The sequence below is a fragment of the Pantoea sp. GD03673 genome (genome assembly GCF_029844725.1).
Lineage (GTDB): Bacteria > Pseudomonadota > Gammaproteobacteria > Enterobacterales > Enterobacteriaceae > Pantoea.
On sequence record NZ_JAOCKJ010000001.1, the window covers coordinates 77,935 to 102,954 of the forward strand.

Below are 25,020 nucleotides of genomic sequence, written 5' to 3' on the forward strand. Positions count from 1 at the left end.
CAGCAAAATAATCCGCTCACAATTCTGAAACTTCAGCTGAAATTCTGCTTTAACGATTCAACAGATCGTTATTGAGCAGGTGATATGCCAGGCTGAAAACCGCTCACGCTTTGTGTCCATTCATTGATCATTGATAAAGGATAAGCACGATGTCCACTCAAGAACAGCCACTGGTGCTCTGGTATAACCAGCTTGGCATGCATGATGTTGATCGGGTGGGAGGCAAAAATGCCTCTCTGGGTGAAATGATAACGAATCTGTCATCGCTGGGCGTTTCCGTTCCCAATGGATTTGCGACCACATCCGCTGCCTTTAACCTGTTCCTCGATCAAAGCGGGCTGAACCAGCGAATTTATGCGCTGCTGGATGAGACGGATATCGATGATGTTGATGCGCTGGCAAAAGCGGGTAAGCAGATTCGTCAGTGGGTGGTGGAAACGCCGTTTCTGCCTGAGCTGGAGTCCGCCATTCTGAACGCCTATCAGGAACTGTCTGCCGATGATGATGCCGCGTCGTTCGCCGTCCGTTCTTCAGCAACCGCCGAAGATATGCCCGACGCCTCCTTTGCCGGCCAGCAGGAAACCTTCCTGAATGTGCAGGGCATCGACGCCGTCATGGTGGCGGTCAAGCATGTCTTTGCTTCACTGTTTAATGACCGTGCTATCTCTTACCGCGTGCATCAGGGCTACGACCACCGTGGCGTGGCGCTCTCTGCGGGAATACAGCGCATGGTGCGTTCGGACCTGGCTGCTTCAGGGGTGATGTTTACCATTGATACCGAGTCCGGCTTTGATCAGGTGGTCTTTATCACTGCCGCACTGGGGCTGGGTGAAATGGTGGTGCAGGGCGCGGTTAACCCGGATGAATTCTATGTTCACAAGCCAACCCTGGCGGCCGATCGGCCAGCGATCGTGCGTCGTAACATGGGCTCGAAAAAGGTCCGTATGGTGTATGCCGACTCTCAGGCACATGGCGAACAGGTCACAATTGAAGATGTTCCTGAGGCCGAGCGCGACCGTTTCTGCCTGAACGATGAGGAAGTGCAGGCGCTGGCGAAGCAGGCGGTGCTGATTGAACAGCACTATCAGCGCCCGATGGATATTGAGTGGGCCAAAGATGGGCACACCGGCAAGCTGTTTATTGTTCAGGCACGGCCTGAAACCGTACGCTCAAATGGCCAGGTGATGGAGCGTTACACGCTTCAGGGACAGGGCAATGTTGTCGTTGAAGGGCGTGCCATCGGTCATCGTATCGGTGCAGGCGTGGTGAAGGTGATCCACGATATCAGCGAAATGAACCGCATTGAAAAAGGCGATGTGCTGGTCACGGATATGACGGACCCGGACTGGGAGCCGATCATGAAAAAGGCGTCCGCGATTGTGACCAATCGCGGCGGGCGCACCTGCCATGCGGCAATCATTGCGCGTGAACTGGGAATCCCGGCGGTCGTTGGCTGTGGCGACGCCACCGATCGGCTGAAAGAGGGTCACAAGGTAACGGTCTCCTGTGCTGAAGGTGACACCGGCTACGTCTACGATCAGCTGCTCGATTTCGACGTCACCAGTTCGCAGGTCGATTCGCTGCCTGAACTGCCGCTGAAAATCATGATGAACGTGGGCAACCCCGATCGTGCTTTTGATTTCGCCTGTCTGCCTAACGAAGGTGTTGGTCTGGCACGGCTGGAATTTATCATTAACCGTATGATTGGCGTCCACCCTAAGGCGCTGCTGGAATTTGATCAGCAGACGCCGGAACTGCAACAGCAGATCCGTAAAATGATGAAAGGATTTGATAATCCGGTGGAGTTTTACATCGCCCGCCTGACGGAAGGAATTGCCACGCTTGGCGCAGCATTTGCACCGAAACGCGTAATTGTCCGACTTTCTGACTTCAAGACCAATGAATATGCCAATCTCGTGGGCGGTGAACGCTACGAGCCGGAAGAAGAAAACCCGATGCTGGGATTCCGGGGTGCAGGTCGCTATGTGGCTGACAATTTCCGGGACTGCTTCGCGCTGGAGTGCGAAGCAGTGAAGCGGGTTCGCAACGACATGGGCCTCACCAACGTTGAGATCATGGTTCCGTTTGTGCGCACGGTTGACCAGGCGCAGGCTGTGGTGGAAGAGCTGGCACGTCAGGGGCTGAAACGCGGCGAGAACGGGCTGAAGATCATCATGATGTGCGAAATTCCATCGAATGCGCTGCTGGCAGAGCAGTTCCTGCAGTACTTTGATGGCTTCTCTATCGGATCCAACGACATGACACAGCTGACGCTGGGGCTGGACCGCGATTCGGGCGTCGTATCCGCGCTGTTTGACGAGCGTAACGAAGCCGTGAAAGCGCTGCTCTCTATGGCGATCAGGGCCGCAAAACAGCAGGGGAAATATGTCGGTATCTGCGGTCAGGGGCCGTCCGACCATCAGGATTTCGCCGCATGGCTGATGGAAGAGGGCATCGACAGCCTGTCGCTGAACCCGGACACCGTGGTAGAGACGTGGGTGAGTCTGGCGCAGTTGAATCAACACGCCTGACACCGCTTACAGCAATCGTTCAGGGCCCGCATTGCGGGCCTTTTTCTGTTTATAGCGGGTCAGATTCAGGCAAAAAAAAGCCCATCACAGGGGATGGGCAAAGACTACACACAGCAATTCTTTACTCTACTCAGGGGAATAAGGTTGTCTGAAAATCAATAGCTTGATTTCGAACATAGGAAACATGTTATTCATACCGCTGGCTGGCGTCTTTAAGAATCCTCTTATTAGTTTAAAGCCGATAATCTTTTGTCACCTTTACTCCGCCATTTGGCTTAAGAAACAGTGCAGAAAGTAATCTTTTTTGGGCCAGAAAGGTCAAATAAAGGCCAAAGATGGCTTTTTTCTTAAAAATCGCTAATGGAAAACAAAATTTAACGGATGCCAGAGAAGGGGTGCGGTTAATCATCATTAACCGCACTAATCAATGCTCAAAGAAAAGTGTGCCACGCGGCTATGGCTGTGGATCAGACGGCTGGCGGGGTGCCATCGTGATCGGCCAGCGCCTCTGCCACGGCCTGCGGGTCATTGTCCGGTGCGGGTGCTTCGTGAACCCAGACGGAAACCAGACGGTAGGATACCGCCAGAACCACCGGTCCGATAAACAGACCAATCATGCCGAAGGCAAACAGTCCACCGATGACACCAGAGAGGATAAGGATCATCGGCAAATCGGCCCCCATCCTGATTAACATCGGCCGCAGGACGTTATCCATCGTGCCGACCACACAACTCCAGACCAGCAGCACGGTTCCCCAGGTGGTATCGCCGCTCCAGTAGAGATAAATGATGGCGGGAACCAGCACCAGCAGCGGGCCGAGCTGAACCAGACAGCAGAGAATCATCAGCACCGTTAACAGCGTGGCATAGGGGATGCCGGAGATCGCCAGACCGATACCGCCCAGCACGCCCTGCACCAGCGCAGTCACCACTACGCCAAGTGCCACGGCACGAATGGACTGTGCCGCCAGCAGCACTGCGGCATCACCGCGTCGTCCTGCCATGCGAAAGGCAAAGTGACGGATGCCCTGAGCGGCCTGTTCGCCGCGCCAGTAAAGCAGCACACTGAACAGTAACATCACGCCAAGATGGATCATAAAGCGGCCGAAATGACCGGCCTGCGCAACAAAAAAGCCGGTAGTACGGCCAATGTAGGGCTGTATCTTGGCCATGATACCGGCACCGCCACTCGCCACCAGCGTGTCATAACTGACATAAAGCTTTTTGCCGACCATCGGCACATCCCTGAGCCACAGCAGCTGCGGCATCGTATGCCCCTGCGTAACCCAGGCAATGACCGGGGCGCTGTTATCAATGAGGCTGCTGACCAGCAGGGCGATGGGGATGATAAACAGCAGTAACAGCAGCAGTGTCATCACGATCACGGCCAGCGAACGGCGTCCCCATAACAGCCGCTGGAATTTCAGCATCAGTGGCCAGGTGGCAATCACGACCATGCTGGCCCAGGCAAAGCCCAGAATAAACGGCTGCACCACCCATAAACAGGCGACAATCAGCAGCAGAATGAACATCAGGGTGAAGAGTATTTGCGGTAAATCCATATCCCGGTACTGGCTTTTCATCATTGACTCATAACCTCGTCTTAATCCTTCATTTTCGGGCCTTCTGATACCCGTTTTTATCATGATCTATTTGTCCGGGATTAAACAGCGTCGCGGGGAAAGGTTTTTGTCTTTTCTGAAAAAAGGGCAGACGCAGAAAAAATATGATAAAACGAGAAATCGCTCACGTATAAACGCAAACGTTTACAACACCTTCGGTCAGACAATCATGATCCCACAGATTTCGCAGGCACCGGGCCTCGTTCAGCTGGTGCTGACATTCCTTGAGTCGCTGAAAGAGCAGGGTTTTACCGGTGACATGGCGACCAGCTATGCCGACCGTCTCTCGCTTTCCACCGATAACAGCATCTATCAACTGCTCCCTGACGCAGCGCTCTTTCCGCGTTCGACGGCAGATGTTGCGCTGCTGGCCCGCGTGGCCGGAGAAGCACGCTTTGCCAGCCTGGTGTTTACCCCACGCGGCGGCGGCACCGGCACCAACGGTCAGTCGCTGAATCAGGGAATTGTGGTGGATATGTCGCGCTACATGAACCGCATCCTGGAGATCAATACCGACGAGGGCTGGGTGCGGGTCGAAGCGGGCGTGATTAAAGATCAGCTGAATGCCTGGCTGAAGCCTTTCGGCTTCTTCTTTTCGCCTGAATTGTCCACCAGTAACCGCGCCACCATGGGCGGCATGATCAATACCGATGCATCTGGCCAGGGCTCCCTGGTCTACGGCAAAACGTCGGATCATGTCCTGGGCCTGCGCGCCGTGCTGCTGGGCGGCGAAATTCTTGATACGCGGCCGATGGCCACCGCGCTGGCTGAAACCCTGGCGCAGACGACAACACCCGAAGGCCGCATTTACCAGCAGGTGCTGACGCGCTGCCGCGAGCATCGGGCGCTTATTCTGGAAAAGTTTCCAAAGCTGAATCGGTTCCTGACCGGATATGACCTGCGCCATGTTTTCAGCGACGATATGCAAACTTTCGACCTGACGCGCCTGCTGTGTGGTGCCGAGGGAACGCTGGCCTTTATCACCGAGGCGCGTCTCGATATCACGCCGCTGCCTAAAGTGCGGCGGCTGGTAAACATCAAATATGACTCCTTTGACTCGGCACTGCGCAATGCCCCCTTTATGGTAGAGGCGCAGGCGTTGTCGGTAGAGACCGTCGATTCTAAGGTACTGAACCTGGCGCGGGAGGATATCGTCTGGCACTCGGTACGCGAATTGATCGCGGATGTCCCCGACAAAGAGATGCTGGGTCTGAATATTGTTGAATTCGCCGGAGACAACGCCGCACTCATCGATCAGCAGATCGAAAAACTGTGTGCCCGGCTTGATGCGCTGATGGTGCAGCAGCAGGGGGGCGTGATTGGCTATCAGTTCTGTAACGACCTGGCGGGCATTGAGCGCATCTATAACATGCGTAAAAAAGCGGTGGGTCTGCTGGGTAATGCGAAAGGCCGGGCTAAACCGATCCCGTTTGTGGAAGATACCGCCGTTCCGCCGGAAAAACTGGCGGACTACATTGTCGAGTTTCGCGCACTGCTCGACAGCCACGGTCTGAGCTATGGGATGTTTGGTCACGTCGATGCTGGCGTACTGCACGTGCGTCCGGCGCTGGACATGTGCGATCCGCAGCAGGAGATGATGATGAAACAGATCTCCGACGAAGTGGTGGCGCTGACCGCGCGCTACGGTGGCCTGCTGTGGGGTGAACATGGCAAAGGGTTCCGCGCCCAGTACAGTCCGGCATTCTTTGGCGAGACGTTATTTAACGAGTTGCGCCGCATTAAAGCGGCCTTTGATCCGCTCAATCGCCTGAATCCGGGCAAGATCTGTACGCCCTTTAACAGCAACGATGACATGATGCAGGTCGATGCGGTGAAGCGCGGCACTTACGACAGGCAGATTCCGTTAACGGTCCGGGATGAGTGGCGTGGCGCGATGGAGTGTAACGGCAACGGCTTATGTTTCAACTTTGATGTCCGCAGCCCGATGTGCCCCTCAATGAAGATCACCCGTAACCGCATTCACTCGCCCAAAGGGCGGGCAACGCTGACGCGGGAGTGGCTGCGGCTGCTGGCCGGGCAGGGCGTCGATCCGCTGGTACTCGAAAAGCAGCTGCCGGAAAACGGCCTGTCCCTGCGCGGGCTTATCGCCCGAACCCGCAACAGCTGGCACGCCAGCAAAGGGGAGTATGACTTTTCGCACGAGGTGAAAGAGGCAATGTCAGGCTGCCTGGCCTGTAAAGCCTGCTCGACTCAGTGTCCGATCAAAATTGACGTTCCCGCTTTCCGCTCGCGCTTCTTACAGCTTTATCACACCCGTTATCTGCGTCCGGTCAGCGATCACCTGGTGGCAGCGGTTGAGGGCTATGCGCCTCTGATGGCGAAGGCACCTAAGGTGTTTAACTTCTTCCTGCGCCAGCCGTGGGTAAAAGAGTTAAGCAAAACGCATATCGGCATGGTCGATCTGCCGCTGCTTTCGTCCCCCAACCTGAAACAGCAGCTCAGTGGTCATCCCGCCATGAACATGACGCTGGAGCAGCTTGAAGGGCTGTCAGCGGCTGAACGCGCAAACTGTGTGCTGGTGGTGCAGGATCCTTTTACCAGCTTCTATGAGGCACAGCTGGTTAATGATTTTGTCAGGCTGATTGAGAAGCTGGGTTACCGTCCGGTGCTGCTGCCGTTCTCGCCCAACGGTAAGGCGCAGCACGTGAAAGGCTTCCTGCAACGTTTCGCACGTACGGCAGCCCGCACTGCGGATTTCCTCAATCGGGTCGCAAAACTGGAGCTGCCCATGGTCGGCGTCGATCCGGCTACCGTGCTTTGCTATCGTGATGAATATCGTCAGACGCTGGGTGAATCACGCGGCGACTTTACCGTATTGCTGGTGCATGAATGGTTAGCGCGAGCCCTGGCTGAACGTGAGGAGCAGGCCACCGGCGGGGAATCCTGGTATCTGTTTGCGCACTGCACCGAAGTGACCGCGCTGCCTTCTGCGCCGAATCAGTGGCAGGGGATTTTCGCCCGTTTTGGCGCAAAGCTGGAGAATATTAATGTGGGCTGCTGCGGCATGGCGGGCACCTACGGCCACGAAAGTAAGAATCTTGAAAACTCGCTGGGGATTTACGCGCTCTCCTGGCATCCGCAGCTTCAGCGATTGCCCCGCCAGCGCTGTCTGGCCACCGGCTATTCGTGCCGCAGCCAGGTCAAGCGCGTAGAAGGCAACGGAATGCGCCATCCGCTTCAGGCATTGTTAACACTCATGTAAAAAAATTGTGCGCGACGTCACGTCGTGGCTGGATTAGAATATCCAGCCTGCGTGACGCACAAAATCACTCTGCAGCACGGTGGCTTTGTTCCACTCGCCGACCAGGGCTAATTGATGGCAGAGGCGGGTCAGGGACAATCGCGCCAGTTGATAGGCCTGAAGTCGAAACAGCCGATCGCGATCGTTGTTTCCCATCTCCTGCACCAGCCGGTGATGCAGTTTACCCATCGCATGAAGGTAACTCTGATCGTCACCGTTCAACTGGCAGACTTCTGCCATATCCTGACAGGCATCGTTAAACTGGCGTAGCTGATGAATCGTGCAGTCGGCACGGTCGAGCTTAGCCTGCGCCATATAAAAGTCGACGGTGATATCACGGACCGAAAACTGGTATTCGTCAATTTTATGCTGCAGCCAGGCGGAGACGGAAAGCATGATGGCGTTGCCTTGAATGTTAATGATAATAATTATCATAATCATCCATGCCGGGATTGCAATTGCAGGGCAGAAAAATTTATCGATTTATCCTGCCTGTCGGTATAATCGGAAATAACAATCCGTTTACATCACAGAAAGGCGTAACCTATCAATAAGCATTTTTATCAAAAATGGTTATTTCAAAAAGAGTGATTTATTAATAGGTTATCACTGGCTTATTGAGGCTGCTTCTCTTCATACAGGATGAACTGAACCAGCTATGCTTACTAATTAAGCGAATAAAACAGCACAAGATGATTATCCCTGCAAAACAAGAGGTTGAAGTGATTGGTCAGATCACTACCATAGGGGGATAGCCTGAAAAGGTCCGGACTCAAGAGGTATCAACATGGCATCCGTTAATACAGACTCTTTCTCACCCGACGATTTTGTCTGGAAAGGGCTGACGCTGACTGAAACCGCAGCGCAACAAATTCTCAATCTGGCGGCTCAGGACCCTGAAGTCAAGGGGCTGCGTCTGGGCGTAAAACAATCCGGCTGCGCCGGTTTCGGTTACGTCATGGATCTGGTCAAAGAACCCGTCGAAGACGATTTGCAGTTCTCATTCCACGGCGCAACGCTGTTTGTGCCACTACAGGCGATGCCATTCGTTGATGGCACTGAACTGGATTACGTTCGTGAAGGCCTGAATCAGATTTTTAAATTCAATAACCCTAAAGCTCAGCACGCCTGCGGGTGCGGTGAGAGCTTTGGCGTCGAGTAAGTGAAATATGTCACGACACAGCGAAGCATCTGACGATGTACAAATCTGGGAAGGCAAGCTCAACTACAAAGAGGGCTTCTTTACCCAACTGCAGACCGAAGAATTTGCCAACGGCATCAATGAAGATGTCGTGCGGGCGATCTCGGCTAAGCGTAACGAACCAGAGTGGATGCTGGAGTTTCGTCTTAAAGCGTTTCGTGCCTGGCTTGAAATGGAAGAGCCACACTGGCTGAAAGCGCACTACGAAAAACTCGACTATCAGGATTACAGCTACTACTCCGCGCCTTCCTGCGGCAATTGCGATGACACCTGTGCTTCAGAGCCGGGTGTGACTCAGGCTTCAGGCAGCGCGCCAGCCAGTGACTATCTGACGCAGGAAGTGGAGAACGCCTTTAATCAGCTGGGTGTGCCGGTTCGTGAAGGACGCGAAGTGGCGGTTGACGCCATTTTTGACTCCGTTTCGGTCGCGACCACCTATCGTGGCAAGCTGGCGGAGCAGGGCATTATCTTCTGTTCATTTGGCGAAGCCATTCAGGAACACCCGGAGCTGGTGAAGCAGTATCTCGGCACGGTTGTCCCGGCTAACGATAACTTCTTTGCCGCGCTGAACTCGGCGGTCGCCTCGGATGGTACCTTCGTTTATATCCCGAAAGGGGTACGCTGCCCGATGGAGCTGTCCACCTACTTCCGCATTAACGCGGCGAAAACCGGTCAGTTTGAGCGCACCATCCTGATTGCGGATGAAGACAGCTACGTCAGTTATATCGAAGGTTGTTCAGCACCTGTGCGTGACAGCTATCAGCTGCATGCCGCCGTGGTGGAAGTGATCATCCACAAAAATGCTGAAGTGAAATATTCGACCGTTCAGAACTGGTTCCCGGGCGGTGAAGGCGAGGGCGGTATCCTCAACTTCGTGACCAAGCGCGCACTGTGTGAAGGCGACCACAGCAAGATGTCCTGGACACAGTCTGAAACCGGCTCAGCAATCACCTGGAAATACCCAAGCTGCATTCTGCGCGGTGACTATTCAGTGGGTGAGTTCTACTCGGTGGCACTGACCAGCGGTCGTCAGCAGGCCGACACCGGCACCAAGATGATCCACATTGGTAAAAACACCAAATCGACCATTATCTCCAAAGGGATCTCGGCCGGTAAAAGTCAGAACACCTATCGCGGACTGGTGAAGATCATGCCAACCGCCACCAATGCCCGTAACTTTACGCAGTGTGACTCGATGCTGATCGGCCCCGATTGCGGCGCACATACCTTCCCGTATGTGGAAACCCGCAACAATACCGCCCAGCTTGAGCATGAAGCCACGACCTCACGTATCGGCGAAGACCAGATGTTCTACTGTCTGCAACGCGGTATCAGTGAAGAAGACGCTATCTCGATGATCGTAAACGGCTTCTGTAAAGACGTCTTCTCGGAGCTGCCACTGGAATTTGCCGTGGAAGCCCAGAAATTGTTAGCCATCAGCCTTGAGCACAGTGTGGGCTGATGCCGTCACACGCGTTGCCGGAAGCAATGTGAAGGAATAAGTATGTTAAGCATTAAAGATTTGCAGGTCAGTGTTGAAGATAAAGCCATTCTGCGTGGCCTGAATCTCGAAATTAAACCGGGCGAAGTGCATGCCATCATGGGGCCGAACGGTTCAGGTAAAAGCACCCTGTCAGCGACGCTGGCAGGCCGTGAAGATTATGAAGTCACCGGCGGTTCGGTCAGCTTCAAAGGTAAAGACCTGCTTGAGCTGGCGCCTGAAGAGCGTGCCGGTGAAGGCATCTTTATGGCCTTCCAGTATCCGGTAGAAATTCCGGGCGTCAGTAACCAGTTCTTCCTGCAAACTTCGGTTAACGCTGTTCGCAAATATCGTCAGCAGGACGAGCTGGATCGCTTTGATTTCCAGGACTTCATCGAAGAGAAAATTCATCTGCTGAAGATGCCGGAAGATCTGCTGACCCGTTCCGTCAACGTGGGCTTCTCCGGTGGCGAGAAGAAGCGTAACGACATTCTGCAGATGGCGGCGCTGGAGCCGGAACTCTGCATCCTGGATGAGACCGACTCTGGTCTGGATATCGATGCGCTGAAAATCGTTGCTAACGGCGTTAACAGCCTGCGCGACGAGAAACGTGCCTTTATCATCGTGACCCACTACCAGCGTATTCTGGATTACATCAAGCCAGACTTCGTTCATGTTCTGTATCAGGGCAAAATTGTGAAATCTGGCGACTTCTCGCTGGTGAAACAGCTGGAGGAGCAAGGTTATGGCTGGCTTACCGACGAAGAGTGATTCTGCGCTGCAACAGTGGCATCACCTGTTTGAATCGCGTGGCGACGTGCGTTCTCTGCAGGCACAGCAGCACTGGCAGCAACTGATGCGCGTTGGCCTGCCAACCCGCAAACATGAAAACTGGAAGTACACGCCGCTGGACACGCTGCTGTCCCAGCAGTTTGTGCTGCCTGACGCGCCTCAGACCCTGAGCGCTGAACAGGTTGATGCACTGGCGCTGCCGCTGGATGCAATCCGTCTGGTTTATGTCGACGGTCAGTTCCAGCCCGCCTTCAGCAGCCGCGATCCGGAGCTGTTTGAGATCCAGCACAGCGTGGCCGCCGAGCGCCGTCCGCTGCCCGCTGCGGTTCAGCCTGAAGTCTTCCTGCATCTGACAGAAAGTCTGGCAGAAGAGGTGACGACCCTGCGTCTGGCTCGCGGTAAAGCCGCTGCGCGTCCGATCTACCTGCTGCATATCACCAGTGGTCAGCAGACTGGCATGAACACGGTTCACTATCGCCATCACCTGCAGCTGGAAGAAAGTGCCGAAGCCGAAGTCATCGAGCATTACGTTTCGCTGGATGAGCGCGCCCATTTCACCGGCACGCGCTTTACCTTTGCGGTAGGCGACAATGCAAAGCTGACTTACACTAAGCTGGCCTTTGAAAGCAGCGCCAGCTATCACTTTGCGCACAACGATCTGGTGATTGGTAACGACGGCCAGGTCAGCAGCACCAGCTTCCTACTGGGTGCCGGGCTGTCGCGTCACAACACCAGTACTCAGCTGAACGGCGAAAACACCACGCTGGCGATCAACAGCCTGGTGCTGCCGGTGAAACAGGACGTGGCGGATACCCGTACTTACCTGGAGCACAACAAAGGCCATTGTGTCAGCCGCCAGATGCATAAAACCATCGTGCGCGATAAAGGCCGGGCGGTGTTTAACGGTCACATCAAAGTGGCACAGCATGCGCTGAAGACCGACGGGCAGATGACCAACAACAACCTGTTGCTGGGCAAGCTCTCTGAGGTTGACACCAAACCGCAGCTGGAAATCTATGCGGATGATGTTAAGTGCAGCCACGGTGCCACCATCGGTCGTATCGACGACGAGCAGATGTTCTATCTGCGTTCGCGCGGTATTGAGCAGGATGCCGCGCAGACCATGATTATCCATGCATTTGCAGCCGAACTCACTGAAACACTTGAAAATGAAGTGATGCGTCAGGCCGTGCTGCAGCGCATTGCACAACGCTTTCCCGGAGGCGACGTATGATGAACTTCGATCTCGAACGCATCAGGGCTGATTTTCCTATCCTGAAGCGTGAGGTCAACGGTCATCCGCTGGCCTATCTTGACAGTGCGGCCAGCGCACAGCGTCCACTCTCGGTCATCAATGCCGAGAGTCATTTCTATCAGCACGGCTATGCAGCCGTGCATCGTGGTATCCATACGTTAAGCCAGCAGGCGACCAGCGACATGGAGAACGTGCGCGATCAGGCTGCCCGTTTTATCAATGCGCAGTCCCAGGAAGAGATCGTCTTCGTCAAAGGCACCACCGAAGGCATCAATCTGGTGGCTAACACCTGGGGCAGCAGTAACCTCCAGGCTGGCGACAACCTGATCATCACGGAGATGGAACATCACGCCAATATCGTGCCGTGGCAGATGCTGGCGCAGCGTACCGGCGCAGAAGTGCGGGTCCTGCCCCTGAATGACAACGGTGAACTGGCGCTGGAGCAACTGGCGGGGCTCATCGACAGCCGCACGCGGCTGCTGGCCGTGACGCACGTTTCAAACGTGCTCGGCACCGTTAACCCGGTTAAAGCCATCGTTGCTCAGGCAAAAGCCGCTGGCGTGATTACGCTGGTGGATGGGGCGCAGGCCGTCATGCATGACAGGGTCGATGTGCAGGATATCGGCTGCGACTTCTACGTCTTCTCAAGCCATAAGCTTTATGGCCCGAATGGCGTTGGTATTCTCTATGGCCGCAAAGTGCTGCTGGATGAGATGCCACCGTGGGAAGGCGGCGGTTCGATGATTGACCGCGTCATGCTGCCTGCCGGTACGACCTGGAACAGCGCGCCGTGGCGTTTTGAAGCGGGTACGCCGAATACCGGCGGCATTATCGGCTTTGGTGCGGCGATGGCCTATGTGCAGGCGCTGGGACTGGATACCATTCATCAGCGCGAGACGGCACTGATGAACTACGCGCTCGATAAGCTGGGCACCGTACCGGATATTCAGATCTACGGTCCACAGTCACGTGCGGGTGTTATCGCCTTCAACCTGGGCAAACATCATGCCTTTGATGTTGGCAGCTTCCTGGATCAATACGGTATTGCCATCCGTACCGGACATCACTGTGCGATGCCGCTGATGCAGCATTACAATGTGCCAGCGATGTGCCGTGCCTCCTTCACGTTTTATAACAGTGAAGAGGAAGTGGATCGTCTGGCTGCCGGTCTGACGCGCATTCATCGTCTGCTGGGCGGCTGAACAGTTTTAACGGAGTCACTGATGGCGAATTTGCCTGAAAAAGAGAAACTGGTTCGCAACTTCAATCGTTGCGCCAACTGGGAAGAGAAGTACCTCTACATCATTGAGCTGGGCACGAAACTTCCGGAATCGTCTGAAACCTTACACCAGCCGGAAAACGTGATTTCGGGTTGCCAGAGTCAGGTGTGGATCAGAATGACCCCACAGGCCGATGGTTCCATCGCGTTTGAAGGTGACAGCGATGCCGCTATCGTTAAAGGTCTGATTGCTATTGTATTTAGTCTCTATCAGAACCTGCCACCCGCCGACATTCTGGCGCTGGATGTGCGCCACTGGTTTGGCGAACTGGCCCTGGTGCAGCACCTGACGCCCACCCGGTCGCAGGGGCTGGAGGCGATGATTCGGTCTATTCGCCATACCGCTCAGAACCTCAGCTAAGTTACACTCGACAGACGCCATCCGGCGTCTGTTTTTTTATCTGACGAGAAAATTGCATGAAACCTGCTTTACATTTAGCCGGTGCATTGCTGCTGACCTGTTTTGGGCTCTCTGCACCCGCATTCGCCACCGAATATCCGCTGCCACCGCCTGACAGTCGCCTGATTGGCGAAAACGTTCTGACGCAGGTTCCTGATGATAAACAACCACTGGAAGCCATTGCGGCCCGCTACAAGGTCGGGCTGCTGGGTATGCTGGAGGCGAATCCCGGCACCGACCCCTGGCTGCCCAAAGCGGGTACGTCGCTGACAGTGCCGTTGCAGATGATCCTGCCTGATACGCCGCGTGAAGGCATTGTGGTGAATCTGGCCGAACTGCGTCTCTACTACTATCCCAAAGGGGAAGATAAGGTTATCGTCTATCCCATCGGCATTGGTCAGCTGGGCGCGGCAACGCCGGTCATGGTGACGCAGATCAGCCAGAAAATCCCGAACCCGACCTGGACCCCCACGCCGAATATCCGCAAGCGCTACGCCAAAGAGGGCATCACGCTGCCCGGCGTGGTTCCTGCCGGGCCGGATAACCCGATGGGGCAGTTTGCCATGCGCCTGGCGCGTGGCACCGGCCAGTATCTGATCCACGGCACCAATGCGAAATTCGGCATCGGCATGCGCGTCAGCTCAGGCTGCATTCGCCTGCGTTCCGAAGATATCGAAGCGCTGTTTAATTCAGTGCCGAAAGGCACGCGGGTTCAGATTATCAATCAGCCGGTGAAGTATGCTGTGGAGCCGGATGGAAAACGCTACGTAGAAGTGCATCAGCCGCTATCGCGCAATGACAAAGACGATCCGCAGACCATGCCGATAGCGATTGGGGGTGATCTGAAGACGTTCATGAAAAGTAAGAAGAGTGACAGTGCGTTGATTAAAGCCAGCTTAACACGCCGCTCAGGTATGCCTGTGCTGGTCAGTAATGGCGAGCCAGTGCAGAGTGATACCGTGCCGCCTGAGGGGCTGGAGAGCGCGTCTGCGGAGGGGGATAGCCCGGTTATGTCTGCCGAAGGGAAAACTGCGCAACCCTGACCTGGTGAGTGCCTGAAAGGGCACTGAATTCAGAGCAAAAAAAATGGCGCCTTGAAGGCGCCATTTTTAAACCAGAACTCTTACTTACGGTAAGAGTGAGCCTGGTTGTCCAGACGCTGGTTAGCGCGAGCTGCGTCATCTTTAGCAGCCTGAACGTCTGAACGCACTGCGTTCACGTCGTTGCTCAGCTGGTCAACTTTAGCGTTCAGAGTCTGAACGTCTGAAGACAGCTGGTCGATTTTAGCGTTGCTTGAGCAACCAGCCAGCATAGTTGAAGCCAGAACTACCGCGCCCAGTACCAGTTTAGTACGATTCATTATTTATACCCTCTAGATTGAGTTAATCTCCATGTAGCGTTACAAGTATTACACAAAGCTTTTTAAGTTGAGAATAAATTTTTGATAAGAAGATGCTTAAACTTGATCGTTCGCTCAAAGAAGCAGCGAATCCCAGAATATGATAAAAAAATTTAGCGAAAACAGAGAGATTTAATCGGGTTAACCTTAATATTAAGATTATTTGAATAGTTATTTTCTATTGGAATTTTCCGGGATTTGGTTTAAGTGGAAATAAAAAAAGCGCCTCATTAAGGCGCTTTTAAAATAATGGCAGACGAACGTTTTACAGTACGTGTACAGAGGCGGTGTTGGTAGTTCCGCTTGGTACTAATGCACCGGATACCAGCACCACAACATCACCTTTCTGGCCGTAACCACTTTCCAGCGCCGCTTCTTTACCCAGACGATAGAAATCATCCGTTGAGGCGATCTCAGTCACCAGACGTGTTTCAATCCCTTTGCTCAGGATCAGCTGACGTGCAGTGGTCTGATTGGTGGTCAGTGCCAGAATCGTGGCGTTCGGGAAATATTTACGCACGGCTTTCGCAGACTTACCGCCTTCGGTCGCGACCACGATCAGCGGCGCTTCCAGCTTCTCAGCGGTCTCTACCGCACCACGGCAGACCGCTTCAGTGATACGCAGCTTGCGGGTATCGTTCTGGCTGTCGATACGTGATTTCATGACGCGGTCGGTACGCTCACAGATGGTCGCCATGATGGTGACCGATTCCAGCGGATAACGACCTTTAGCGCTCTCACCTGACAGCATGACTGCATCGGTACCGTCGAGGATGGCGTTTGCCACGTCACCGGCTTCTGCACGGGTAGGGCGCGGGTTCTTGATCATCGAATCCAGCATCTGCGTCGCGGTGATGACGACTTTGCGTGCTTTATTACATTTTTTGATCATCATCTTCTGCGCGAAGATAACTTCTTCAACCGGGATCTCAACACCCAGGTCACCACGCGCAACCATGATGCCATCTGAGGCTTCGAGGATTTCGTCGAAGTTATTCAGGCCTTCCTGGTTTTCGATTTTGGAGATGATCTGAATATGCTCACCGCCGTGCTGTTTCAGGTGCTCACGGATTTCCAGCACGTCTGAACGTTTGCGGATGAAAGAGGCGGCGACAAAGTCTACACCCTGCTCACAACCAAAAATCAGGTCGCGCTTATCTTTTTCAGCCAGTGCAGGCAGCTGGATAGAGACGCCCGGCAGGTTAACGCCTTTGTTCTCACCCAGATCGCCATTGTTCAGGACTTTACACACCACGGTATTTTCGGTGACTTCGGTCACTTCCATACCAATCAGGCCATCATCGACCAGCACGGTGTTACCAATTTTCAGATCCGCCGTTAAACCCGGGTAGGTTACCGCTACGCGATCGCTGTTGCCGATCACACTCTGATCTGTGGTGAAGGTGAAGGTCTGACCTGCTTTCAGTGCCGCATCGTTGCCGCCTTCCAGCTTCATGGTGCGGATTTCAGGGCCTTTGGTATCCAGCAGGATAGCAGCCTGACGACCGGTTTTTTGCATGACGGCACGCATATTGGTAATGCGTTGACCATGCTCCGCATAGTCGCCGTGAGAGAAGTTGAGACGCATAACATTCATGCCCGCTTCAAGCAGTTGGGTCAGCATCTCTTCGGATTCGGTTTTCGGGCCGATGGTACAAACGATTTTAGTCTTTTTCATGACGGATTTTCTGTAAGTTGTGATGGATGAATAAGGGCGAAATCCGATGGCAGCGCATCGAAATGAGAATTCTGATTGAGACTGAAATGGGCAGTACTGAGTAAGAATAGGTGACGAAGGCCAGGCGTGCAGGGAAGTTGTGCGGTTACGGTTGGTAACCACCACGCTGTTGTTGCGCAAATCATTTGAGTTATCGCAGTAAGCACGTGATCGCTGAAACCTTTCAAGAAAGCAACGCGGGACAGTATAGACGCTAAGTATGCGAAAACCAATCAAAAAGCAGAGGGGAAAGCGATGCAGATCAATAAAAGGGAGAGTTGCGCAAGCTGAAGAAATTCTGAAAGTGGTGCGCTCTAATGGACTCGAACCATCGACCCCCACCATGTCAAGGTGGTGCTCTAACCAACTGAGCTAAGAGCGCATACTGAATATTGGTGCGTCCGAGTGGACTCGAACCACCGACCCCCACCATGTCAAGGTGGTGCTCTAACCAACTGAGCTACGGACGCACTTGGTGCGCTCTAATGGACTCGAACCATCGACCCCCACCATGTCAAGGTGGTGCTCTAACCAACTGAGCTAAGAGCGCAACATGCTGTCAGGGCGACAGCGGGGACGAATATTAACGGCAGCGCAGAAGCCTGGCAAGGGGAAAATAGTTTTTTCGCCGTGACTGAGCAGCAACTGTGCTAACCGTCGTTTTTTTCGTCATAACGGGCCTTGATCAGCCCGCTTTTACGGCTATCGCGCCGCACGCGCCAGAATAATTTCCGCCGGTAATCGCTGTAAGCGTCTGATGCGCCAGATCATCATGACGGCCGCAGAGGTCAGACCGATAATAAAGCCGCACCAGAAACCCGCTGGACCCATGCGTGGCACCAGCCAGTCGGTCAGCGCCAGCAGATACCCGGCGGGCAGTCCCAGCAGCCAGTAGGCGATAAAAGTGATAAAGAAAATTGACCGTGTGTCTTTGTACCCGCGCAGGATCCCACTGCCAATCACCTGTATCGAATCCGAGAACTGATAAATTGCTGCCAGCAGCATCAGTTGCGCCGCCAGCGTGACCACGTCGGGATTGTCGTTATAGAGCAGGGCAATCTGATGACGAAACATCACGGTAAAAATCGCGGTCAGCGCTGCCATACTGATGCCGACACCCTGAGCAGTCCAGGCCGCGACTTTTGCCTGCTCGGCAGAGCCCTGACCGAGACGATAACCGACGCGGATGGTGGTGGCGACCCCCAGTGACAGCGGTATCACGAACATCAGTGAACTGAAATTCAGCGCGATCTGGTGACCGGCTACGTTCACGATGCCGAGTGGCGAAACCAGCAGAGCCACAACGGCGAACAGCGTGACCTCAAAGAAGAGTGCCAGTGCTACCGGTAGCCCCAGCGTCATGAGGCGGCTCAGAATCGGGCGCGAAGGCGGCGACCAGCGGCTCTCCATACGGATATCGCGCATGCTGCCCATCCGGCGTACCCAGAAGCGCAGGCAGATAAACATCACCCAGTAGACTGAGGCCGTCGCCACGCCGCAACCGACACCGCCCAGCGCGGGCATGCCGAAATGACCATAGATAAAGATATAGTTCAGCGGGATGTTGAACATCAGGCCCAGAAAGCCCAGTACCATGCCGGGTTTGGTTTTCGAAAGCCCCTCGCACTGATTACGCAGCACCTGAAAGAAGAGATAGCCCGGCGCACCGAACAGCAGCGCATGCAGATAGCCCTCGGCTTTGAGCGCCAGCGCGGGATCGATGTCATGCATCGCCCGGATAAGATAACCGGCGTGCCACAGCAGCACCATCACCAGCAGTGAGACGATAAAGGCCAGCCAGTAGCCCTGGCGGATCTGTTCGCCGATGCGTTCGCGGCGGCCTGAGCCGTTGAGTTGCGCAACGGTGGGCGTCAATGCAAGCAGAAGACCATGACCAAACAGGATGGCCGGAAGCCAGACAGAAGTGCCGACAGCAACGGCGGCCATATCCGTGGCGCTGACTGCGCCGGCCATAATGGTATCCACAAATCCCATTGCGGTTTGAGCCACCTGAGCAAGGATGACCGGAATCGCAAGGGCCAGCAATTGACGCGCTTCTGTTGAATACTTCTGCACGTTAACACCTGACTTATTGAATGAATTAAAAGGGAAGAAAACCCCGGAGAATTGCGCGGACTAGTGTAACCGGGGTAAAAGAATTCGCCAATCTTTGTCACACAATGCGTTTTGAACCCCATTAAACAGGTGACGCGGGGTGAAATCCAACAGCCGACCTGAGCTGTGATAAACTAGCGGAAACTTCGCAGAGGCAAAGACTATGTTTACCGGTATTGTGCAGGGCACCGCAGAAATCGTGTCCATTGAAGAGAAAGAACTGTTTCGTACCCATACTGTCCGGCTGCCAGCAGAACTCTTACCGGGTCTGGCGCTGGGCGCATCTGTCGCCCATAACGGGTGCTGCCTGACAGTGACGGCCATCGAAGGTGACTGCGTCAGTTTTGATTTAATTAAAGAGACACTGCGCGTCACTAATCTTGGTGATTTGCGTCAGGGCGACGTGGTCAATATTGAGCGGGCAGCGAAATTCAGCGATGAAATAGGCGGTCATCTGATGTCGGGTCATATTATGACCACCGCTGAGATCTGCAGGATTATCCAGTCAGAACATAATCGTGAAGTCTGGTTTAAAATCCAGGACCCCATGCAGATGAAATATATTTTGCATAAGGGTTTTGTCGGCATCGACGGCATCAGCCTGACGGTAGGCGATGTGACGAAGAGTAAATTCTGTGTCTATCTGATCCCGGAAACGCTGGAACGCACCACGCTGGGGGCGAAGTCGTTTGGTGACCGGGTCAATATTGAGATCGACCCTCATACGCAGGCGATAGTGGAAACCGTCGAGCGGGTTCTGGCTCAGCGCGATGCTGCGGCTGCGATGAGTATGCTGACCGGCCAGCCCGCCTCCGGGAGTTGATAAGAGGCGTGTAAGCGCCTTTACGCGTTGTGACAGGGTCTGAATTGTTTTGCTGTTACCGGGACGGCACAGCGAACAACGCCAGATCGGAAAGACGCAAAGCCGTTATCCATAGCACGCACGTCCCGCGCGATTACGCACCTCATCCCTGAGGTGCGCCCGTTGCCGGGCCAACGCGTTGCGCTGTTCAAAAACGCGCCCGGCGTTTTTGTCACAGGCGCGAGACGCTTTGCTCATCTGACCCCGTTCCTGCTCGCGCTTATTCGTTGCTGTCAGACTCAAATTTGGCGTCTGCAGGACAACTACCGCCTACCGCGCCACCCGCAATCCCCCCTCCACGCCGCGACTGAACACAATCTGCCACAGCTGAATATCACGCGCCCGGAAAGCACCGGCACAGGCATTCAGATAATAAGAGAACATCCGCTTAAAGCGTTCTCCATATTTATCGGCCAGATCCGGCCAGGCCTGCACAAAACGGTCATGCCAGGCCATCAGTGTTTTGTCGTAATCGGCCCCGAAGTTATGCCAGTCTTCCAGAATGAAATGGGGCTCGCTGGCATCGGCTACATGTCGCACTGAAGGCAGGCAGCCATTCGGGAAGATATATTTATCAATCCAGGGATCGACACTCATATCGGTCCTGATTGCGCCGATAGTGTGGAGCAGAAAAATACCGTCAGGCTTTAAATTACGATCGACCACATCAAAATAGGTGGCGTAATTTTTCGGCCCCACATGTTCAAACATCCCCACCGAAACAATGCGATCAAACTGCTCATTCAGATCGCGATAATCCTGTAACAGAATCGTGACGTCTAATCCGTTACAACGTTGCTGTGCCAGCTTCTGCTGTTCGGCAGAAATCGTGACGCCATGCACCCTGACACCGTAATGACGTGCGGCAAATTCCGCGAGCCCGCCCCAGCCACAGCCGATATCCAGCAGCGACATTCCGGGTTCCAGCGCTAATTTACGGCAGATCATATCCAGCTTGGCTTCCTGCGCCGTCGCCAGTGTTGTGGCCTCTTTCCAGTAACCACAGGAATATTGCATGTAGGGATCAAGCATCAGTGAAAAAAGATCGTTACCCAGGTCGTAATGCTCTTTACCGACAATCCAGGCCCGTTTTTTTGATTGCAGATTGGTTAAGCGGGCGGCAGCAATGCGCAGCGTATCTTTGAAATGATGAGGAAGCTGCTGGTCGAGTTTATGTTTAAGTACCTGGTGGAAGAATATATCCAGCCTGTCACACTCCCACCATCCATCCATGTAGCTCTCACCCAGCCCAAGCGAACCCTCCTGCAGCACACGCTTAAAAAAACCGGGATGAGTAACATGAATATCCCAGGGACGTGAACCATTGATTTCGATATCCGCCTTTTCCAGCAGTTCATGAACGATGCGATACCAATGGTTCTCTTCAGGACTCACTGCTTCTGCATAAGATGAACTCATAGCTTTTCCACCACCTGTCCAATCAGAACCTGAACAAAGAGTAGCCAATTTGTCAGGCATTGAGAAACGTCACGGATGACTCCGCACACCGATTATTTGTGAGATACAGAGGACTGGAACAGCCTGCTGAAGAACGGTCAGGTAAGAATAACGCGCACAAAAACCGTCCCGGCAACAGGGTGCCAATCAGATTGTTTCGTTATTATATTGTTGATTTATTGCAGATTTGTTGACCCGGATGAGTATATGCTCACCCAGGTCAATATTCAATGACTTATTGTTAGGATGCTAACGAAAAAGTCAGGGTGTCATTGATTATCCTGGCAGGCAGGTTGAGCAGAGGCAACAACAGTTTGTGCGTTTGCGGCACGCTGCATGGCATAGCCGACCAGCGCCAGCACAATTGTCAGCGTCATCATCAGCGTGGTGGTAAAGAGTGCCTGAGTCAATCCGGCTGACACCGCCAGGCTCGCGGCGAAGCAGAGTCCCAGCTGCAGCGTGTTCTGCAATGCGGCCGCTTTACCGGTAGCGTCCGGGAAGGGCATCAGCGCACTGGCAACCACAATCGGATAAATCGCACCGTTAGCCAGCGCCATACCACAGAATGGCACCATCAGACTGACCAGCGTGCTGCTGCCTGTCAGTGCAACCGCAAACAGCGCCAGAATGCTCAGGCTGTAGAGACCCAGCAGCCAGGGAAGCAGTTGAGCACCGTTAAAGCGGTTGAGCAACGCACGACAGCCGAATCCGCCCGTTAAAAAGGCGAGGGTTTGTGGCACATAGCTCAGGCCGATATCGGCGGGAGAGAGCCCCAGATCCGCCAGAATAAACGGCGATCCGGTCAGCCAGGAAAAGAAGCTGGCGGAACAGGCGGAGTAGATCAGCACGTTGCCGCTGTAGACGCGGGATTTAAGCAGCGTGAAGAAACCCGGCTGTGCGCCTTTTTGTTGCGCCACTTTACGCACGGTAGGCAGACGCAGAGTGACCAGGATCAGCGCCACCGCAATCAGGGTCAGCACCAGGAAAATCGAACGCCAGTGGAAGTGGCCGATGAGCCAGGCACCCAGTAACGGGGCCAGCGCCGGGGAGAGCGCAACCAGTGGCATAATCGTGGCAAAAACTTTATTGGCACGTGCGGCAGGATAGCGATCCACCACCAGCGCCTGCCAGCTCACGGCCGCAGCACACACGCCAATTGCCTGAACAAAGCGCAGCGCCAGCATCAGACCGATATTATTTACCCACAGCATGCCCGCACAGCCGATACCAAACATAGCCAGCCCGGCCAGCAACACGGGTTTACGGCCGATGCGATCGGAAAGCGGTCCCCAAAAAAGCTGACCCACGGCAAAGCCTCCCAGAAAGAGACTCATACTGGCGCTGATCAGGCCGGGCGAGGTATTAAAGGTTTGCTGCATCGCACCAAAGGCGGGCAGGTACATATCCGTGGCTAAAAAGCCAAGCATGCTCAGCAGGGCAAGATAGGGCATAAATCCTTTGTTCGACAACATCTCATTCTCATTTTGGCAGGATAAACGCGGCAGAGTGTAAAAGGTGCGTTTGCTGCTGTGAAACGGTAATATTTGCCTGGTGCTGTTAAAATTTTTGAAGGCAGATTATGTGGTCAGAATATGCATTAGAAGTGGTTGACGCGGTCGCCCGTGGGGGCAGCTTCAGCGCGGCCGCGCAGGAGTTACATCGGGTGCCTTCTGCCATCAGCTATACGGTGCGCCAGCTGGAGAACTGGCTGGCAGTGCCATTGTTTCAGCGTCAGCATCGCGACGTGGTGCTGACCCCGGCGGGCGAACATTTTGTCCGGGAAGGGCGTAGCGTCATCAAAAAAATGCTTGCCACGCGGCGACAGTGTCAGCAGCTGGCGAACGGCTGGCGCGGGCAGCTCAGCATTGCCGTTGACTGTATTGCAAAGCCTCAGCGCACCCGACAGCTGGTTAAAGATTTCTATCGCCACTTCCCCGATATGGAGTTGATCATCAGCTATGAAGTTTTTAACGGCGTCTGGGATGCGCTGGCCGATGGCCGGGTGGACGTGGCGATAGGTGCCACGCAGGCGATACCGGTGGGCGGACGCTTTGCTTTCCGGGATATGGGCACATTGAACTGGCGCTGCGTGGTCGCACCCGATCATCCACTGACACAGGCAAGCCAGATTGATGACGACACGTTACGCAGCTGGCCATCACTGGTGCTGGAAGATACGTCACGCGCACTGCCACGTCGTATGACATGGACGCTGGATAACCAGCGCAGGCTGGTGGTGCCGGAGTGGCAAACCGGGCTGGAGTGCGTGCAGGCGGGATTGTGCGTAGCGATGGTGCCGGGCCATCTGGCCAGGCCACGGCTCGACAGCGGCGAACTGGTTGAACTGACGCTGCCGGTGGCATTTCCGGACAGCCCCTGTTGCGTCAGCTGGGCCGAAGATCGCGCATCACCGGCGACAGGCTGGTTGCTCAGCTATCTGGGTGATGCGCAAACGCTTAATCAGGAGTGGTTAAGCGAGGATTAGCGGCGGTAGTCGCGGAACGGACCATCCGCCACTGAACGGCGCTCAATCAGCGTGGGATGTACTTCAATCGTTTGTGATACTTCGCGCTTGCTGGTGATGCGGTCGAGCAGCATATCCAGCGCTTTCTCACCCAGCTGGGCTTTAGGCTGATGCACCGTGGTCAGGGCAGGGGCGAAATAGCGGGCGTTGCGCACATTGTCATAGCCGATCACCGAAATATCCTGAGGCACGCGCAGACCCATCTCGTCGGCGGCGCAAATAGCGCCCATCGCCATGATGTCGCCGCCGCAGAACACGGCCGTCGGGCGCTGCTTCTGCGACAGAATCTGCTGCATCGCCTGATAGCCCGACTCCGGCTCAAAGTCACCCTGCACGATCCACTCGCTGCGCGGCTGGATACCCGCTTCTTCCAGTGCCTTCAGGAATCCGGCATGGCGTCCGCCGCCGGTGTTGCGCTCCATCTGGCCCGGAATGGCACCAATATCGCGGTGTCCGCGTTCAATCAGATAGCGTCCCGCCAGATAACCGCCCTGGAAGGCATTATCCAGCACTGTGTCGGTAAAGTCGGCGCGTGACTCGCCCCAGTCCATCACCACCATCGGGATGTTTCGGTTCTCTTCCAGCATCTGCAGCAGATCGTCCGGATATTCAGAGCACATCACCAGCAGGCCATCTACGCGCTTCTGCGCCATCATGCTGAGATAGGCGCGCTGTTTTTGCAGATCGTTATGCGCGTTACCCAGAATCAGCGTATAGCCTTTATCGAAACAGTGATTTTCAACCGCCTCAATAATTTCAGCGAAATAGGGTGCTTCGCTGGAGGTCGCAAGCAGGCCCAGCGTCCTGGTGTGGTTTACTTTCAGGCTGCGCGCCACAGCACTCGGCGAGTAGTGTAGCTCCTTGATAGCCTGCCAGACCGCATCGCGTGTCTCTTCAGCGACAAAGCGGGTTTTATTGATGACGTGCGAAACGGTGGTCGTTGAGACGCCTGCGCGTTTCGCCACATCTTTAATTGTTGCCATGAAAATCGGACTCCAGTGCTTACCTAACTCTATGATAAGCGTAGTGTTAAACGTTTGCGTCTGCTCAGGGTTTTTTCCGCAAAAATGCGGCTTTTCTGGCCGGTAAACGGGCTGCTGGCGGAGAAAAAACGCCTGAAAAG

The 25,020-nt window shown here is 54.6% G+C and carries 19 protein-coding genes, 3 tRNA genes and 1 other RNA gene; 11 read left to right on the top strand and 12 right to left on the bottom strand.

Going from position 1 to position 25,020, the window contains the following annotated elements:
• Positions 1 to 149 precede the first annotated feature (149 nt).
• A complete protein-coding gene (gene ppsA, locus N5J69_RS00355) occupies positions 150 to 2,531 on the top strand; it encodes a phosphoenolpyruvate synthase (RefSeq protein WP_279767299.1) in 2,382 nt (793 codons plus the stop codon).
• Between the two features lie 69 nt (positions 2,532 to 2,600).
• Here ppsA and rprA read toward each other — a convergent pair.
• Positions 2,601 to 2,708, bottom strand: an RNA gene (gene rprA, locus N5J69_RS00360) — antisense sRNA RprA.
• Between the two features lie 290 nt (positions 2,709 to 2,998).
• On the bottom strand, positions 2,999 to 4,114 hold the full coding sequence (gene ydiK / locus N5J69_RS00365) for an AI-2E family transporter YdiK (protein ID WP_279768076.1): 1,116 nt from the start codon (positions 4,112 to 4,114) through the stop codon (positions 2,999 to 3,001).
• A 208-nt stretch (positions 4,115 to 4,322) separates the two neighbouring features.
• Here ydiK and N5J69_RS00370 point away from each other — a divergent pair, with 208 nt between their 5' ends.
• Entirely contained in the window at positions 4,323 to 7,376 is a 3,054-nt protein-coding gene (locus N5J69_RS00370; protein ID WP_279767300.1) for an FAD-binding and (Fe-S)-binding domain-containing protein, read from the top strand.
• A 33-nt stretch (positions 7,377 to 7,409) separates the two neighbouring features.
• Here N5J69_RS00370 and N5J69_RS00375 read toward each other — a convergent pair whose 3' ends face one another.
• Complete coding sequence (locus N5J69_RS00375) at positions 7,410 to 7,814, bottom strand: hypothetical protein (RefSeq protein WP_279768078.1); 405 nt, start codon at positions 7,812 to 7,814, stop codon at positions 7,410 to 7,412.
• A gap of 388 nt (positions 7,815 to 8,202) precedes the next feature.
• On the opposite strand from N5J69_RS00375, the gene sufA reads away from it, so the two are divergent.
• The 7 genes from sufA to N5J69_RS00410 are packed head-to-tail and all read left to right on the top strand — an operon-like array spanning position 8,203 to position 14,865.
• Complete coding sequence (sufA, locus tag N5J69_RS00380; RefSeq protein ID WP_003853229.1) at positions 8,203 to 8,577, top strand: Fe-S cluster assembly scaffold SufA; 375 nt, start codon at positions 8,203 to 8,205, stop codon at positions 8,575 to 8,577.
• A 7-nt stretch (positions 8,578 to 8,584) separates the two neighbouring features.
• Positions 8,585 to 10,078, top strand: a complete 1,494-nt coding sequence (gene sufB / locus N5J69_RS00385) for a Fe-S cluster assembly protein SufB (RefSeq protein ID WP_279767301.1) — start codon at positions 8,585 to 8,587, stop codon at positions 10,076 to 10,078.
• Between the two features lie 42 nt (positions 10,079 to 10,120).
• A complete protein-coding gene (gene sufC / locus N5J69_RS00390; RefSeq protein ID WP_013357697.1) occupies positions 10,121 to 10,867 on the top strand; it encodes a Fe-S cluster assembly ATPase SufC in 747 nt (248 codons plus the stop codon).
• Positions 10,842 to 12,122 carry a Fe-S cluster assembly protein SufD gene (gene sufD / locus N5J69_RS00395; protein ID WP_279767302.1) on the top strand — a complete coding sequence of 427 codons (1,281 nt, stop codon included), beginning with the start codon at positions 10,842 to 10,844 and terminating at the stop codon, positions 12,120 to 12,122. Before sufC ends, sufD begins: the two co-directional genes overlap by 26 nt.
• The gene (gene sufS, locus N5J69_RS00400; RefSeq protein ID WP_279768079.1) at positions 12,122 to 13,345 is read left to right on the top strand and encodes a cysteine desulfurase SufS; all 1,224 of its coding nucleotides are present in this window, start codon (positions 12,122 to 12,124) and stop codon (positions 13,343 to 13,345) included. The genes sufD and sufS overlap by 1 nt, the downstream gene beginning before the upstream one ends.
• 21 nt (positions 13,346 to 13,366) lie before the next feature.
• Positions 13,367 to 13,783: a cysteine desulfuration protein SufE gene (gene sufE, locus N5J69_RS00405; RefSeq protein WP_279767304.1), complete on the top strand. Its 417-nt coding sequence runs from the start codon at positions 13,367 to 13,369 to the stop codon at positions 13,781 to 13,783.
• Between the two features lie 56 nt (positions 13,784 to 13,839).
• On the top strand, positions 13,840 to 14,865 hold the full coding sequence (locus N5J69_RS00410) for a L,D-transpeptidase family protein (RefSeq protein ID WP_279767306.1): 1,026 nt from the start codon (positions 13,840 to 13,842) through the stop codon (positions 14,863 to 14,865).
• An 80-nt stretch (positions 14,866 to 14,945) separates the two neighbouring features.
• Here N5J69_RS00410 and N5J69_RS00415 read toward each other — a convergent pair whose 3' ends face one another.
• From N5J69_RS00415 to N5J69_RS00440, 6 genes are all read right to left on the bottom strand, one after another.
• Positions 14,946 to 15,182, bottom strand: coding sequence for a major outer membrane lipoprotein (locus N5J69_RS00415; protein WP_003853216.1), 237 nt, complete (start codon positions 15,180 to 15,182; stop codon positions 14,946 to 14,948).
• A 304-nt stretch (positions 15,183 to 15,486) separates the two neighbouring features.
• Positions 15,487 to 16,899: a pyruvate kinase PykF gene (gene pykF, locus N5J69_RS00420; RefSeq protein ID WP_279767308.1), complete on the bottom strand. Its 1,413-nt coding sequence runs from the start codon at positions 16,897 to 16,899 to the stop codon at positions 15,487 to 15,489.
• Positions 16,900 to 17,243: 344 nt separating this feature from the next.
• A tRNA-Val gene (locus N5J69_RS00425) sits at positions 17,244 to 17,320 on the bottom strand.
• 11 nt (positions 17,321 to 17,331) lie between these two features.
• Positions 17,332 to 17,408, bottom strand: a tRNA-Val gene (locus N5J69_RS00430).
• A 3-nt stretch (positions 17,409 to 17,411) separates the two neighbouring features.
• Positions 17,412 to 17,488: transfer RNA gene (locus N5J69_RS00435), tRNA-Val, on the bottom strand.
• Between the two features lie 152 nt (positions 17,489 to 17,640).
• A complete protein-coding gene (locus N5J69_RS00440; protein ID WP_279767310.1) occupies positions 17,641 to 19,014 on the bottom strand; it encodes an MATE family efflux transporter in 1,374 nt (457 codons plus the stop codon).
• Positions 19,015 to 19,216: 202 nt separating this feature from the next.
• On the opposite strand from N5J69_RS00440, the gene N5J69_RS00445 reads away from it, so the two are divergent.
• The gene (locus N5J69_RS00445) at positions 19,217 to 19,876 is read left to right on the top strand and encodes a riboflavin synthase subunit alpha (RefSeq protein WP_279767312.1); all 660 of its coding nucleotides are present in this window, start codon (positions 19,217 to 19,219) and stop codon (positions 19,874 to 19,876) included.
• 309 nt (positions 19,877 to 20,185) lie between these two features.
• Here the strand turns inward: N5J69_RS00445 and cfa are convergent, their stop codons facing one another.
• Complete coding sequence (cfa, locus tag N5J69_RS00450; protein WP_279767314.1) at positions 20,186 to 21,334, bottom strand: cyclopropane fatty acyl phospholipid synthase; 1,149 nt, start codon at positions 21,332 to 21,334, stop codon at positions 20,186 to 20,188.
• A gap of 308 nt (positions 21,335 to 21,642) precedes the next feature.
• Positions 21,643 to 22,845 (bottom strand): purine nucleoside transporter PunC, encoded by a 1,203-nt coding sequence (punC, locus tag N5J69_RS00455; RefSeq protein WP_279767316.1) that lies wholly within the window; start codon positions 22,843 to 22,845, stop codon positions 21,643 to 21,645.
• Positions 22,846 to 22,952: 107 nt separating this feature from the next.
• Between punC and punR the strand changes: the two genes are divergently transcribed.
• Positions 22,953 to 23,858, top strand: a complete 906-nt coding sequence (punR, locus tag N5J69_RS00460; protein WP_279767320.1) for a DNA-binding transcriptional activator PunR — start codon at positions 22,953 to 22,955, stop codon at positions 23,856 to 23,858.
• On the opposite strand, the gene purR is transcribed toward punR, so the two are convergent.
• On the bottom strand, positions 23,855 to 24,880 hold the full coding sequence (purR, locus tag N5J69_RS00465; protein ID WP_279767321.1) for an HTH-type transcriptional repressor PurR: 1,026 nt from the start codon (positions 24,878 to 24,880) through the stop codon (positions 23,855 to 23,857). The two genes, punR and purR, sit on opposite strands and share 4 nt — an antisense overlap.
• Positions 24,881 to 25,020: the final 140 nt, after the last annotated feature.

Bases quoted from the DNA above. Each gene is read 5' to 3' on its own strand.
- punR (WP_279767320.1), top strand. From the start codon at position 22,953: ATGTGGTCAGAATATGCATTAGAAGTGGTTGACGCGGTCGCCCGTGGG.
- ydiK (WP_279768076.1), bottom strand. From the start codon at position 4,114: ATGAAAAGCCAGTACCGGGATATGGATTTACCGCAAATACTCTTCACC.
- sufD (WP_279767302.1), top strand. From the start codon at position 10,842: ATGGCTGGCTTACCGACGAAGAGTGATTCTGCGCTGCAACAGTGGCAT.
- sufE (WP_279767304.1), top strand. From the start codon at position 13,367: ATGGCGAATTTGCCTGAAAAAGAGAAACTGGTTCGCAACTTCAATCGT.
- ppsA (WP_279767299.1), top strand. From the start codon at position 150: ATGTCCACTCAAGAACAGCCACTGGTGCTCTGGTATAACCAGCTTGGC.
- punC (WP_279767316.1), bottom strand. From the start codon at position 22,845: ATGTTGTCGAACAAAGGATTTATGCCCTATCTTGCCCTGCTGAGCATG.
- pykF (WP_279767308.1), bottom strand. From the start codon at position 16,899: ATGAAAAAGACTAAAATCGTTTGTACCATCGGCCCGAAAACCGAATCC.
- sufC (WP_013357697.1), top strand. From the start codon at position 10,121: ATGTTAAGCATTAAAGATTTGCAGGTCAGTGTTGAAGATAAAGCCATT.
- N5J69_RS00370 (WP_279767300.1), top strand. From the start codon at position 4,323: ATGATCCCACAGATTTCGCAGGCACCGGGCCTCGTTCAGCTGGTGCTG.
- sufS (WP_279768079.1), top strand. From the start codon at position 12,122: ATGAACTTCGATCTCGAACGCATCAGGGCTGATTTTCCTATCCTGAAG.
- cfa (WP_279767314.1), bottom strand. From the start codon at position 21,334: ATGAGTTCATCTTATGCAGAAGCAGTGAGTCCTGAAGAGAACCATTGG.
- N5J69_RS00410 (WP_279767306.1), top strand. From the start codon at position 13,840: ATGAAACCTGCTTTACATTTAGCCGGTGCATTGCTGCTGACCTGTTTT.
- N5J69_RS00415 (WP_003853216.1), bottom strand. From the start codon at position 15,182: ATGAATCGTACTAAACTGGTACTGGGCGCGGTAGTTCTGGCTTCAACT.
- N5J69_RS00445 (WP_279767312.1), top strand. From the start codon at position 19,217: ATGTTTACCGGTATTGTGCAGGGCACCGCAGAAATCGTGTCCATTGAA.
- sufA (WP_003853229.1), top strand. From the start codon at position 8,203: ATGGCATCCGTTAATACAGACTCTTTCTCACCCGACGATTTTGTCTGG.
- sufB (WP_279767301.1), top strand. From the start codon at position 8,585: ATGTCACGACACAGCGAAGCATCTGACGATGTACAAATCTGGGAAGGC.
- purR (WP_279767321.1), bottom strand. From the start codon at position 24,880: ATGGCAACAATTAAAGATGTGGCGAAACGCGCAGGCGTCTCAACGACC.